The sequence below is a fragment of the Pseudomonas allokribbensis genome (genome assembly GCF_014863605.1).
GTDB classification, from domain to species: domain Bacteria; phylum Pseudomonadota; class Gammaproteobacteria; order Pseudomonadales; family Pseudomonadaceae; genus Aquipseudomonas; species Aquipseudomonas allokribbensis.
This window is the reverse complement of sequence record NZ_CP062252.1, coordinates 483,898-496,997: the sequence shown is the minus strand read 5'-3', so window position 1 is coordinate 496,997 and position 13,100 is coordinate 483,898. Positions and strand designations below refer to the sequence as shown.

Below are 13,100 nucleotides of genomic sequence, written 5' to 3'. Positions count from 1 at the left end.
AGACCTCCATGCGTTTGAACAAACTCGCGGCCGCCACCCTGCTACTCTGCGCCTTGCCCGCCGTCAGCCAGGCCCGTGACACGGCGGTGTACCTGCCGTTCGACAAGGCGGTCGCCGAGGCAACCCGCACCGGCAAGATCGACGGCAGCGTGAAGTTCTATCTGGCGGGCAACGCCCCGGCCGGCAAAGTCACCGTGGTCAGCAGCGGCGCGGTGACCAACAAGAAGACCAACGCCTTCAACAAGTCCGATGAAGTGGCCTGCGAATGGGTCGTGCAATCGGCGATCATCAGCCTGCACCAGGCCGCGAAAAACGCCGGCGCCAACGCCGTGACCAACATCGTCAGCTTCTACAAGAGCAACGAGCGCAAGGATGCGAAGAACTACGAGTGCCACGCGGGCGCGATCATGGCCGGCGTTGCCTTGAAGGGTGATCTGGCGACGGTTCAGTAATCACCAGAAACGACAAAGGGCGCCTTTCGGCGCCCTTTTCAGTTCAGATCATGTGCTGGCATGCAACTTCAGCCCCAGCGCCTTCATGACTTTGAGGATCGTCCCAAACTCAGGATTTACCTCGCCTGACAGTGCGCGATAAAGACTTTCCCTTGATAGCCCAGCATCGCGCGCAACCTGCGTCATGCCACGCGCCCGAGCGATAGTGCCAAGTGCCTTGGCAATAAAAGCCGGGTCGTCACCCGCCTCTTCCATACAGGCGTCCAGATAGTTGGCCATGTCCTCTTCTGTCTTGAGGTACTCGGCTGAGTCCCAACGAGTGAATTGTTCGGTCATGGGTTTTGCTCCTGCCAGGATTCCGCTATGAGCCTGGCTTGCTTGATGTCTCGAGATTGACTGCTCTTGTCTCCACCACAAAGGAGGATGACCAGCTGACGACCTTGCAGCATGAAATAGACCCGATATCCCGGGCCATAGTCAATTCGGGCTTCGCTGATCCCTTCGCCAATGGCTTTGACATCACCGAAATTCCCATCAGCCATGCGATCAATTCGCACCTGAATACGCATCCTGGCGCGACTATCAGCCAGCTTCACAAGCCAGCTCGAGAATGTGGAGCTTCGAAGTATCTCAGTCATGGCTGCAAGTGTAGCCGTTGAGCTACACGCACTCTACATGGACTTCTCTCTGTCCGATATACGGCGTCTACACTCGTCATACCCGTAATTTGCTGCGCGTTACGTCAAGGAGATGACCATGCAAGCGAAAGCCCTGATCGCCGCCGCCCTTTTCAGCCTGCTCCCCAGCGCCAGCCACGCCACCAACCTGATGTACATGCCGTTCGAAACCGTGCTGTCGGATGCGATTCGTGCCGGGCGGCTGGATGGCAGTGTGAAGTTCTACCTGATCGGCAATGGACCACTGGGGACTCAGCGGATGTTGCAGCGCGGGGTGGTCAGCGATCTGAAGACCAATGGCTTCAACAAGAGCGATCACGACTCCTGCGAGTGGGTGTTGCAGTCGAATCTGATTGCGCTGCAGGCCCAGGCCAAGCGCGTCGGGGCCAACGCGGTGACCAATATCGTCAGCTACTACGACCAGCATGTGCGCAAGGATCTGAACACTTACGAATGTCGGGCCGGGGTGTTTGTGACGCGGGTGGCGTTGAAGGGGGATCTGGTGCGGCTGCCCTGATCAACCGGCTTCGACCTTGCGCGTGAGCAGCTCGACGAACGCCTTGGCCATCGGTGATTTCTGATCCTTGCGCTGCACCAGCCACACCGCCGTCACCGCCTCGGGATCCAGCAGCGGCCGATAGACCACGCCATCGATGCGCATCCGCTGATACGAGGCCGGCATGACCGACACGCCCAGGCCCGCCGCCACCAGGCCGATGATCGTCATCGCCTCCCCCGCCTCCTGTGCAAAGTGCGGGCTGAAACCGGCGTCACGGGCCAGGCTGATCAGTTGCGAGTAAAGACCGCTGCCGTAGCTGCGCGGGAAGAACACGAACGGCTCCAGAGCCAGCGCCGAGAGGAACAGGCCTTCCTCACTGCCCTGGGCCAGCGGATGTTTGGAGCTGAGCACCGCTACCAAAGGCTCGCGCATCAGTTCGACCACGCTCAGCGAATCCGGCAGGCCCAGCGGGCGCATGATGCCGACCTCGATCGACTCGTCCACCAGTGCGTCGGCCACCATGGTGCTACTCATCTCCCGCAGATTCAGGTGCACGGCCGGGAAACGCTGGCGGAAGGAAAAAATCGCCTGGGGAATCGTCGAGTTGAACGGCGCCGACGAAGTGAAGCCGATCTTCAGTTCCCCCAGCTCTCCGAGCTGCGCCCGCCGCGCCACGTCCGCCGCTTTATCGACCTGGGCCAGCACCAACCGCGCCTCTTCCAGAAACAGTCGTCCGGCCTCGCTGAGCTCGACCCGACGATTGGTACGCTCGAACAGCCGTGCGCCGACTTCCTGCTCCAGCGCCTGAATCTGCTGGCTCAGCGGTGGCTGGGAGATGCCCAGCACCTGTGCGGCGCGGCCGAAGTGCAGTTCTTCGGCGACGGCGATGAAGTAGCGCAAGTGACGCAATTCCATGAAAACCCCATTAGGTCGTGAAAGCTATCAAACAGGTCGAACAATATATTGGATAGAAACATTAGCCAGCTATATGATTTTTTCATTGCCTGCCTGCCCGCGCCCTCCGAGGTCTGATGTGAAAACCGCCGTCGCTCCACTGGCCCATGAAGTCCCGCCCGCTGCGGCGGACGATGTGCTGACCGAACTGCAAGAGATCTACATCGAGAAAGGCACGCCCGCGTTCATGCGCACGGTGCTCGCGCTGTTCAGCGGCGGCTTCGCGACGTTTGCCCTGCTGTACTGCGTGCAGCCGATGATGCCGCTGCTGTCCCAGGAATATTCGATCAACGCGGCGCAGAGCAGCCTGATCCTGTCGGTGGCCACCGGCATGCTGGCCTTCGGTCTGCTGATCACCGGCCCGATTTCCGATCGGGTCGGGCGCAAACTGGTGATGGTCGCCGCACTGTTTGCCGCAGCCCTGTGCACCATCGCCAGTTCGATGATGCCGAGCTGGCACGGCGTGCTGATCATGCGGGCGCTGATCGGGTTGTCGTTGAGTGGTCTGGCGGCGGTTGCAATGACTTACCTCAGCGAGGAAATCCATCCGCAGCACATCGGTCTGGCGATGGGCCTGTACATCGGCGGCAACGCGATTGGCGGGATGAGCGGGCGCTTGATCACCGGCGTACTGATCGACTTCGTCAGCTGGCACACGGCGATGCTGGTGATCGGCGGTCTGGCGCTGATCGCGGCAGCGGTGTTCTGGAAGATCCTGCCGGAGTCGCGCAACTTCCGCTCCCGCTCGCTGCATCCGCGCAGCCTGCTCGACGGCTTCACCATGCACTTTCGCGATGCCGGCCTGCCGCTGCTGTTCCTTGAGGCGTTCGTGCTGATGGGCGCGTTCGTCACGTTGTTCAACTACATCGGCTACCGCCTGCTGGCCGAGCCGTATCACCTGGATCAGGTGTTTGTGGGGTTGTTGTCGGTGGTCTATCTGTCAGGTATCTACAGTTCGGCGAAAATCGGCTCGCTGGCCGACAAACTGGGCCGCCGCAAAGTGCTGTGGGCGACCATCGCCCTGATGTTCGCCGGCCTCGCCCTGACGATGTTTACACCGCTGCCTCTGGTGATCATCGGCATGCTGATCTTCACCTTCGGCTTCTTCGCCGCACACTCGGTGGCCAGCAGCTGGATCGGCCGTCGGGCGCTCAAGGCCAAGGGGCAGGCGTCGTCGCTGTACCTGTTCAGCTATTACGCCGGCTCGAGCATCGCCGGGACAGCGGGCGGGGTGTTCTGGCACATGGCCGGGTGGAACGGGATTGGGTTGTTTATCGGCGCGTTGTTGCTGGTGGCGCTGTTGGTGGCGTTGAAGCTGGCGAAGTTGCCGCCGTTAGGTGGCGTCAAAGCCTGATCCACGCCCACAAAAAAACGCCCGGCATAAGCCGGGCGTTTTTTATTGAGGCACAATCACTCGTGGTACTGCGCCGACAACTCGTGCACCGCACGCAGGAACGCGCCAGCGTGTTCCGGATCGACTTCAGGCGTGATGCCGTGGCCGAGGTTGAACACGTGGCCGCTGCCCTTGCCGTAGCTGGCGAGGATGCGCCCGACTTCGGTACGTATCGCTTCCGGCTTGGCGTACAGCACGGTCGGGTCCATGTTGCCTTGCAGTGCGACCTTGTCGCCAACGCGGGCGCGGGCGTTGCCGATGTCGCAGGTCCAGTCCAGGCCCAGTGCGTCGGCGCCAGCGTCGGCGATGCTTTCCAGCCACAGGCCGCCGTTCTTGGTGAAGAGGATCACCGGCACCTTGCGACCGTCGTGCTCGCGGATCAGGCCGCTGACGATTTTCTTCATGTAGGCCAGGGAGAATTCCTGATACGCCGCCGCCGACAGGTTGCCGCCCCAGGTATCGAAGATCTGCACCGCTTGCGCACCGGCCTGGATCTGGCCGTTCAGGTACGAGGTCACCGACTGCGCCAGCTTGTCCAGCAACAGGTGCATGGCTTGCGGGTTGTCGTAGAGCATCGCCTTGGTCTTGCGGAAGTCTTTCGACGAGCCGCCTTCGACCATGTAAGTGGCAAGGGTCCATGGGCTGCCGGAGAAACCGATCAGCGGCACGCGGCCGTTCAGTTCGCGGCGGATGGTGCTGACCGCGTCCATCACGTAGCCGAGGTCTTTGTGCGGATCCGGGATCGGCAGGGCTTCGATGTCGGCCAGGGTGCTGACGACCTTCTTGAAGCGCGGACCTTCACCGGTCTCGAAGTACAGGCCCTGGCCCATGGCATCGGGAATGGTGAGGATGTCGGAGAACAGGATCGCCGCGTCCAGTTGCGGATAGCGGTCGAGAGGTTGCAGCGTGACTTCGCAGGCGAATTCCGGATTCATGCACAGGCTCATGAAATCACCGGCCTGGGCGCGGCTGGCGCGGTATTCCGGCAGGTAGCGGCCGGCCTGGCGCATCATCCACACAGGGGTGACGTCTACGGGTTGCTTGAGCAGGGCGCGGAGGAAACGGTCGTTCTTCAGGGCAGTCATGTCGGCATCCGGAAAAAAAGTGCGGGCATTTTCTCAGAGCGCGACGCAAAAGGCACGGTTGCAGGTCAGCCTTTTGTCTATCGGGTCAATTTGTCGCAATGATTTCGCGGATTTCAGCAACACCCTGAAAACAATGTGGGAGCTGGCAAGCCAGCTCCCACAGGTATTGCGGTGCAGTTTCGAACCGGGTTTAGACGCCCAGGTAGTCGAGGATCCCTTCCGCCGCATTGCGGCCTTCGAAGATCGCCGTCACCACCAGGTCGGAACCGCGCACCATATCGCCACCGGCAAAGATTTTCGGGTTGCTGGTCTGGTGCTTGTACTGACCTTGCTCAGGCGCAACGACGCGGCCCTGGCTGTCGGTCTGGATCTCGAACTGCTCGAACCATGGCGCCGGGCTCGGACGGAAACCGAAAGCGATGACCACGGCGTCAGCCGGGATGATCTCTTCGGAGCCCGGGATCGGCTCGGGGCTGCGACGGCCACGGGCGTCCGGTTCGCCGAGACGGGTCTCGACCACTTTCACGCCTTCGACCTTGTCTTCACCAACGATAGCGATCGGCTGGCGGTTGTAGAGGAATTTCACGCCTTCTTCCTTGGCGTTCTTCACCTCTTTGCGCGAGCCGGGCATGTTCGCTTCGTCACGACGATAAGCGCAGGTCACCGACTTGGCGCCCTGGCGGATCGACGTGCGGTTGCAGTCCATCGCCGTGTCGCCGCCGCCCAGCACCACAACCTTCTTGCCTTTCATGTCGACGAAATCTTCCGGCGACTTTTCAAAGCCCAGGTTGCGATTGACGTTGGCAATCAGGAAATCCAGCGCGTCATAAACGCCCGGCAGATCCTCACCGGCAAAACCGCCCTTCATGTAGGTGTAGGTGCCCATGCCCATGAACACGGCATCGTATTCGGCGAGCAGTTGCTCCATGGTCACGTCCTTGCCGACCTCGGTGTTGAGGCGAAATTCGATGCCCATGCCGGTGAAGACTTCGCGGCGATTGCTCAGCACGGTCTTCTCAAGCTTGAACTCGGGGATGCCGAAGGTCAGCAGACCGCCGATTTCCGGGTTCTTGTCGAACACCACCGGAGTCACGCCGCCACGCACCAGCACGTCGGCACAACCGAGGCCCGCCGGGCCTGCACCGATGATCGCAACACGTTTGCCGGTCGGCTTGACCTTGGACATGTCCGGGCGCCAGCCCATGGCGAACGCGGTGTCGGTGATGTACTTCTCGACCGAACCGATGGTCACCGCGCCGAAGCCGTCGTTGAGGGTGCAGGCACCCTCGCACAGACGATCCTGCGGGCACACCCGGCCGCAGACTTCCGGCAGGGTGTTGGTCTGGTGCGACAGCTCGGCGGCCTGAAGGATGTTGCCCTCGGCCACCAGTTTCAGCCAGTTCGGAATGAAGTTGTGCACCGGGCACTTCCATTCGCAATACGGGTTGCCGCAACCCAGGCAGCGGTGGGCCTGGTCGGCCGACTGCTGGGGTTTGAACGGTTCGTAGATTTCCACGAACTCTTTCTTGCGTTGACGCAACAGTTTCTTCTTCGGATCTTTGCGCCCGACGTCGATGAACTGGAAGTCGTTATTCAGACGTTCAGCCATTGTTAAAACCTCATCAAACTCTTCAGGCGCATATCACTGCGGGTTGGCACGGGTGCTGGAAAGCAACGACTTCAGGTTGGCAGCCTTCGGCTTGACCAGCCAGAAACGACGCAAGTAGTCATCGAGGTTCTCGGCGAGTTCACGACCCCACTCGCTGTCGGTTTCCGCGACGTACTCGTTCAGCACGTTCTGCAGGTGGCTGCGATAGGCTTCCATCGCCTCGCCGCTGATCCGCTGGATTTCCACCAGTTCGTGGTTGACCCGGTCAACGAAGGTGTTGTCCTGGTCGAGCACGTAGGCGAAACCGCCGGTCATGCCAGAGCCGAAGTTATAACCGGTCTTGCCCAGGACGCAGACGAAACCACCGGTCATGTACTCGCAGCAGTGATCGCCAGTGCCTTCCACGACCGTGTGGGCACCGGAGTTGCGCACGGCAAAACGCTCGCCTGCGGTGCCGGCGGCGAACAGCTTGCCGCCAGTGGCGCCGTACAGGCAGGTGTTGCCGATGATGGCGCTGTTCTGAGTCTGATAGGCGCTGCCCTTCGGCGGCACGATGACCAGTTTGCCGCCGGTCATGCCTTTGCCGACGTAGTCGTTGGCGTCGCCTTCCAGGTACATGTTCAGACCGCCGGCGTTCCACACGCCGAAGCTCTGACCCGCAGTGCCCTTGAAGCGGAAGGTGACTGGCGCCTTGGCCATGCCCTGATTGCCATGCTTGCGGGCGATTTCGCCGGAGATCCGCGCGCCGATCGAACGGTCGCAGTTGCAGATGTCCAGTTCGAACTCGGCGCCGCTGAGGTCGTTGATCGCCGACGTCGCCATCTCGACCATTTTCTCGGCCAGCAGGCCCTGGTCGAATGGCGGGTTGCGCTCGACGCCGCAGAACTGAGGCTTGTCCGCCGGGATGTGATCGCTGCCCAGCAGCGGGGTCAGATCCAGGTGATGCTGCTTGGCGGTCTGGCCTTCGAGGACTTCCAGCAGATCGGTGCGGCCGATCAGCTCTTCGAGGGAACGCACGCCGAGCTTGGCCAGCCACTCACGGGTTTCTTCGGCGACGTAGGTGAAGAAGTTCACCACCATGTCGACGGTGCCGATGTAGTGATCCTTGCGCAGCTTCTCGTTCTGAGTCGCGACGCCAGTGGCGCAGTTGTTCAGGTGGCAGATGCGCAGGTATTTGCAGCCCAGCGCGATCATCGGCGCGGTACCGAAACCGAAGCTTTCGGCGCCGAGGATGGCCGCCTTGATCACGTCGAGGCCGGTTTTCAGGCCGCCGTCGGTCTGCACCCGGACCTTGCCGCGCAGGTCGTTGCCGCGCAGGGTCTGGTGGGTTTCGGCCAGGCCGAGTTCCCACGGTGCGCCAGCGTATTTGATCGAGGTCAGCGGCGAAGCACCGGTGCCACCGTCGTAGCCGGAGATGGTGATCAAGTCCGCATAGGCCTTGGCCACACCGGCGGCGATGGTGCCGACGCCCGCTTCAGCCACGAGTTTCACCGAGACCAGCGCCTTCGGGTTGACCTGTTTCAGGTCGAAAATCAGCTGCGACAAGTCTTCGATCGAATAGATGTCGTGGTGCGGCGGTGGCGAAATCAGGGTCACGCCCGGCACTGCGTAACGCAGTTTGGCGATCAGCCCGTTCACTTTACCGCCCGGCAGTTGCCCGCCCTCGCCCGGCTTGGCGCCCTGGGCGACCTTGATCTGCAGCACTTCGGCGTTGACCAGGTATTCCGGGGTCACGCCGAAACGGCCGGTCGCAACCTGCTTGATTTTCGAGCTCTTGATGGTGCCGTAACGCGCCGGGTCTTCGCCGCCTTCGCCGGAGTTGGAACGCGCACCCAGGCGGTTCATGGCTTCGGCCAGGGCTTCGTGAGCTTCCGGCGACAGGGCGCCCAGCGAGATACCGGCGGAGTCGAAGCGCTTGAGCACCGATTCCAGCGGTTCGACTTCACTGATGTCCAGCGGCGTGTCGAGGGTCTTGACCTTGAACAGGTCGCGGATCATCGACACCGGACGGTTGTCCACCAGCGAGGTGTATTCCTTGAATTTGGCGTAGTCGCCCTGCTGCACGGCGGCTTGCAGGGTGTTGACCACGTCCGGGTTGTACGCGTGGTATTCGCCACCGTGGACGAACTTCAGCAGACCGCCCTGCTGGATCGGCTTGCGCGGACTCCAGGCTTCGGTGGCCAATGCTTTCTGCTCGGCTTCGATGTCGACGAAACGCGCGCCCTTGATGCGGCTCGGCACACCACGGAAGCTCAGCTCGCAAACTTCTTCGGACAAACCAATGGCTTCGAACAGCTGCGCACCGCGATAGGACGCGATGGTCGAGATGCCCATCTTCGACAGGATCTTCAACAGACCTTTGGTGATGCCTTTGCGGTAGTTCTTGAACACCTCGTAGAGGTCGCCCAGGACTTCACCGGTACGGATCAGGTCGCCCAGCACTTCGTAGGCCAGGAACGGATAGACCGCCGAGGCGCCGAAACCGATCAGCACCGCGAAGTGGTGCGGATCGCGGGCAGTCGCGGTTTCAACGAGGATGTTGGAGTCGCAACGCAGGCCCTTTTCGGTCAGGCGGTGGTGTACCGCGCCAGTGGCCATCGAGGCGTGGATAGGCAGTTTGCCCGGAGCGATATGGCGGTCGCTCAGAACGATCTGGGTACGACCGGCGCGCACGGCTTCTTCAGCCTGATCGGCGACGTTGCGGATCGCCGCTTCGAGGCCGACGCTTTCGTCGTAGTTGAGGTCGATGATCTGCCGCTCGAAACCCGGGCGGTCGAGGTTCATCAGCGAACGCCACTTGGCCGGGGAAATGACCGGCGAGCTGAGGATCACGCGCGAGGCGTGCTCCGGCGATTCCTGGAAGATGTTGCGCTCGGCACCAAGGCAGATTTCCAGCGACATCACGATCGCTTCACGCAGCGGGTCGATCGGCGGGTTGGTCACCTGCGCGAATTGCTGGCGGAAATAGTCGTACGGCGTGCGCACACGCTGGGACAGTACGGCCATCGGCGTGTCGTCGCCCATCGAGCCAACGGCTTCGTAGCCTTGTTCGCCGAGCGGACGCAGTACCTGATCGCGCTCTTCGAACGTGACCTGATACATCTTCATATATTGCTTGAGCTGATCGACGTCGTAGAAAGCCGAACCGTGATCGTTGTCTTCCATGGTCGCCTGGATGCGCAGGGCATTCTTGCGCAGCCATTGCTTGTACGGATGACGGGATTTCAGACGGTTGTCGATCGCGTCGGTGTCGAGGATCTGACCGGTTTCGGTGTCCACGGCGAGGATCTGCCCAGGACCGACACGGCCCTTGGCGATGACATCCTGCGGCTGGTAGTTCCAGACGCCGATTTCCGAAGCGACAGTGATGAAACCGTTGGTGGTGGTAACCCAACGCGCCGGACGCAGACCGTTACGGTCGAGCAGGCACACCGCGTAGCGACCATCGGTCATCACCACGCCGGCCGGGCCATCCCACGGCTCCATGTGCATCGAGTTGTACTCGTAGAACGCACGCAGATCCGGGTCCATGGTTTCGACGTTCTGCCACGCAGGCGGAATGATCATCCGCACGCCACGGAACAGGTCGATGCCGCCGGTGACCATCAGTTCGAGCATGTTGTCCATGCTCGAAGAGTCGGAGCCAACACGGTTCACCAGCGGGCCGAGTTCTTCCAGATCCATCAGATCGTTGCTGAACTTGGTGCGACGGGCCTGGGCCCAGTTGCGGTTGCCGGTGATGGTGTTGATCTCGCCGTTGTGGGCGAGGAAGCGGAATGGCTGAGCCAGCGGCCATTTCGGCAGGGTGTTGGTGGAGAAGCGCTGGTGGAACACGCAGATCGCGGTTTGCAGGCGCTGGTCACCCAGATCCGGATAGAACGCGGCCAGGTCGGCCGGCATCATCAGGCCTTTATAGATGATGGTCTTGTGGGAAAAGCTGCAGATGTAGTGGTCGGTGTCAGCGGCGTTGGCCACGGACGAACGACGACGTGCGCTGAACAGCTTGACCGCCATGTCCTGATCGCTCAGGCCTTCGCCGCCGATGTACACCTGCTCGATCTGCGGCAGGCGCTCAAGGGCGAGGCGGCCGAGGACGCTGGTGTCGATGGGCACTTTGCGCCAGCCGATCAATTGCAGGCCTTCGGCCAGAATCTCGCGGTTCATGTTCTCGCGAGCGGCTTCGGCCTTGGCCGGATCCTGGTTGAAGAAGACCATGCCCACGGCATATTGCTTGGGCAGCTCGACGCTGAAGGCTTCCTGGGCAATCGCGCGCAGGAAGGCGTCAGGCTTTTGAATCAGCAGACCGCAACCGTCACCGGTCTTGCCGTCGGCATTAATCCCACCGCGGTGGGTCATGCAGGTCAGGGCCTCAATGGCCGTTTGCAATAGGGTATGACTGGGTTCGCCCTGCATATGGGCTATCAGGCCGAAACCGCAGTTATCCTTGAATTCATCTGGTTGGTACAGACCTGCTTTCATAGACACTTTCTCACCAGGCTGCCTCTTTTCGAGGCAAATTTCTTTTCAATTCAACCACTTGCATCTCGCGCCGAACGTACGCCGGCTTAGCGGGGGCAAAAGGGTGGTCATTGTACACAGCGACACAGAGGCTCACAAATTTGACGACGAAATGTCGCAAATTCATGTCGCATTTGTGAAAGGTTTAAAGCGATCTGCTGTGCTAGTCAAAACTTTTTTAATTTTGACCGCAACGACTCAAAGACTACTGTGACGCAGACACCACAAGGCACGCGGCCCGTAAGGGCGGCGCGCACTTGTAGAAATTTTGAGGTGCTTGGAGAGGCGGCCTGGGTAAGGCCGCCGAATCTTCAGCGAGTTGTTGCCAGTTCCTGTTGGACGCTGGCGACAGTGCGAGGCCAAGGTTTACCAGCCTGAACCTTCGCTGGCAAGGCCTTGATGGCAGAAACGGCCGCATCACGATTGGCAAAGCTGCCATAGGTGATCACGTAGAGCGGCTTGCCGTTGAGGACTTTCTTGAAATAACGGTACTCGCCGCCCTGCTCCTTGACGAAGCTTTGTGCGGCGGCTTCAGAGCTGGTGCCGAGGATCTGCACCACGTAGTTGCCCGGCGCCTGGCCGGCGTACCAGCTGCCGCCAGCGGCCTTGGCGACGGTGACCGGCTTCTCGGCGGCTTTCTCGGCCGGTTTGGCCGCTGCTACAGGCTTGGCCGGCACCGGAGCAGGCTTGGCGACTGGCGCGGCCGGAGCAGGCACTGGCTTGGCCGTGGCAACCTGAGTCGGTGCCGGTGTCGGTTTGGCCGCAGGGACCGGAACCGGCGTCGGTGCTGGACCGGCCGGCACACCGGCCGGTGGCGCGGTGGTGGTCACGGTTGGCGGCGTATTGCTGGAACCTTCCAGCGGCACACCGTCGTCACCCTCGGTAATCCCGCCCGCCGCTTCGGCCAATGGCTTGCGCATGACCGGTTGCGAATTGCCGACCAGCGGCAACGGCATCGGCTGGGTGTTACCGGCGAACTCCACGTTCGGTGCGCCACCCTGGCCCAATGGCAGCTGTGCCTGTTCATTGGCCGGTGCGCCGGTGGTTGGCGCCTTGTTGCGACCAGGCATCAGCCAGGCGGCAGCGACCGCCACCACGACGACGGCGGAAATCGCCAATACGTGTTTCTTCGGCATGTTGAACCCCATACTTGGACGCTTGACCGCAGAGCGGCTGGCAATCATGACTTCGATCAGAGCATCGCGAGCGACCTGGTTGATGTTGCCCGGCCAACCCTCGGAGCTTTCGTGAATATCAGAGATCTGATCCGCGGTGAAAAGTTCGACGCCACGGCCCGCGCCTTCGAGCCGCTGGTCGAGATATTCGCGGGTTTCTTCTTCGGTGTACGGCTGCAATTCGATGACGTGGAAACGCTCTTCCTCAAGGTGCAGCGCCTCAAGCTGAGCGATCAGCGACGACTCGCCGAACAGGAACACATGCGGACGGCCTTCCGGCGCGCCGGCGCCCAGCGCCATCAGGGCTTCAAGCGCAGACTCGTCGAGCTGCTCGGCATCGTCCACCAGCAGATAGACTTCCTGGCCGGTCAGCGCCAACTGTACGACCTGATCGAGGATCGCTCCGACATCGGCCTGGGCCACGTCCAGCGCCTGGGCGACCTGACGCAGCACACCGGCCGCATCGCCGGCGCCACGGGCGGAGACGACAACACTCTGAACCGACTGCTTGTTGGTGCTGGCAACCAGCGCCTGGCGCAGCAACGTCTTGCCGCTGCCCTGAGGGCCGGTGACCACCAGCAGCAACTGGCTGTAACGCGCCAGGTGGTGCAGTTGACCCAGCACCGGTTTGCGCTGGGCCGGGAAGAATTTGAAGCCCGGGACCCGTGGAGCGAAAGGGTCATGACTTAACTGGAAATGGCCGAGGAACGCCTCGTCGGCATGCAAACTAGTCATCGG

General features: G+C 61.5%; 10 protein-coding genes. 3 read left to right on the top strand and 7 right to left on the bottom strand.

All coding sequences use genetic code 11. The features are described from left to right. Positions 1-8 precede the first annotated feature (8 nt). Positions 9-452, top strand: coding sequence for an excinuclease (locus tag IF199_RS02235; protein ID WP_192559577.1), 444 nt, complete (start codon positions 9-11; stop codon positions 450-452). A 48-nt stretch (positions 453-500) separates the two neighbouring features. Here IF199_RS02235 and IF199_RS02230 read toward each other — a convergent pair whose 3' ends face one another. Both IF199_RS02230 and IF199_RS02225 read right to left on the bottom strand, forming a co-directional pair. Beyond that, positions 501-788 (bottom strand): addiction module antidote protein, encoded by a 288-nt coding sequence (locus tag IF199_RS02230; RefSeq protein WP_011332089.1) that lies wholly within the window; start codon positions 786-788, stop codon positions 501-503. Then, entirely contained in the window at positions 785-1,090 is a 306-nt protein-coding gene (locus IF199_RS02225) for a type II toxin-antitoxin system RelE/ParE family toxin (protein ID WP_192559576.1), read from the bottom strand. Before IF199_RS02225 ends, IF199_RS02230 begins: the two co-directional genes overlap by 4 nt. A 118-nt stretch (positions 1,091-1,208) precedes the next feature. On the opposite strand from IF199_RS02225, the gene IF199_RS02220 reads away from it, so the two are divergent. Further along, a complete protein-coding gene (locus tag IF199_RS02220; protein ID WP_096819910.1) occupies positions 1,209-1,646 on the top strand; it encodes an excinuclease in 438 nt (145 codons plus the stop codon). Here the strand turns inward: IF199_RS02220 and IF199_RS02215 are convergent, their stop codons facing one another. Next, positions 1,647-2,543 (bottom strand): LysR family transcriptional regulator, encoded by an 897-nt coding sequence (locus IF199_RS02215; protein ID WP_039766450.1) that lies wholly within the window; start codon positions 2,541-2,543, stop codon positions 1,647-1,649. Between the two features lie 118 nt (positions 2,544-2,661). Between IF199_RS02215 and IF199_RS02210 the strand changes: the two genes are divergently transcribed. Beyond that, positions 2,662-3,936, top strand: coding sequence for an MFS transporter (locus tag IF199_RS02210; protein ID WP_192559575.1), 1,275 nt, complete (start codon positions 2,662-2,664; stop codon positions 3,934-3,936). 56 nt (positions 3,937-3,992) lie between these two features. On the opposite strand, the gene hemE is transcribed toward IF199_RS02210, so the two are convergent. The 4 genes from hemE to IF199_RS02190 all read right to left on the bottom strand — a co-directional run bounded on the left by hemE (position 3,993) and on the right by IF199_RS02190 (position 13,097). After that, positions 3,993-5,060: a uroporphyrinogen decarboxylase gene (hemE, locus tag IF199_RS02205; protein WP_007952372.1), complete on the bottom strand. Its 1,068-nt coding sequence runs from the start codon at positions 5,058-5,060 to the stop codon at positions 3,993-3,995. A gap of 190 nt (positions 5,061-5,250) precedes the next feature. Next, positions 5,251-6,669, bottom strand: a complete 1,419-nt coding sequence (locus IF199_RS02200) for an FAD-dependent oxidoreductase (RefSeq protein WP_007909438.1) — start codon at positions 6,667-6,669, stop codon at positions 5,251-5,253. 33 nt (positions 6,670-6,702) lie between these two features. After that, entirely contained in the window at positions 6,703-11,148 is a 4,446-nt protein-coding gene (gene gltB / locus IF199_RS02195; RefSeq protein WP_096819913.1) for a glutamate synthase large subunit, read from the bottom strand. Positions 11,149-11,498: 350 nt separating this feature from the next. Continuing rightward, on the bottom strand, positions 11,499-13,097 hold the full coding sequence (locus IF199_RS02190) for an AAA family ATPase (RefSeq protein ID WP_192559574.1): 1,599 nt from the start codon (positions 13,095-13,097) through the stop codon (positions 11,499-11,501). Positions 13,098-13,100 lie beyond the last annotated feature (3 nt).

Bases quoted from the DNA above. Each gene is read 5' to 3' on its own strand.
- IF199_RS02215 (WP_039766450.1), bottom strand. From the start codon at position 2,543: ATGGAATTGCGTCACTTGCGCTACTTCATCGCCGTCGCCGAAGAACTG.
- IF199_RS02230 (WP_011332089.1), bottom strand. From the start codon at position 788: ATGACCGAACAATTCACTCGTTGGGACTCAGCCGAGTACCTCAAGACA.
- hemE (WP_007952372.1), bottom strand. From the start codon at position 5,060: ATGACTGCCCTGAAGAACGACCGTTTCCTCCGCGCCCTGCTCAAGCAA.
- IF199_RS02235 (WP_192559577.1), top strand. From the start codon at position 9: ATGCGTTTGAACAAACTCGCGGCCGCCACCCTGCTACTCTGCGCCTTG.
- IF199_RS02200 (WP_007909438.1), bottom strand. From the start codon at position 6,669: ATGGCTGAACGTCTGAATAACGACTTCCAGTTCATCGACGTCGGGCGC.
- gltB (WP_096819913.1), bottom strand. From the start codon at position 11,148: ATGAAAGCAGGTCTGTACCAACCAGATGAATTCAAGGATAACTGCGGT.
- IF199_RS02190 (WP_192559574.1), bottom strand. From the start codon at position 13,097: ATGACTAGTTTGCATGCCGACGAGGCGTTCCTCGGCCATTTCCAGTTA.
- IF199_RS02225 (WP_192559576.1), bottom strand. From the start codon at position 1,090: ATGACTGAGATACTTCGAAGCTCCACATTCTCGAGCTGGCTTGTGAAG.
- IF199_RS02220 (WP_096819910.1), top strand. From the start codon at position 1,209: ATGCAAGCGAAAGCCCTGATCGCCGCCGCCCTTTTCAGCCTGCTCCCC.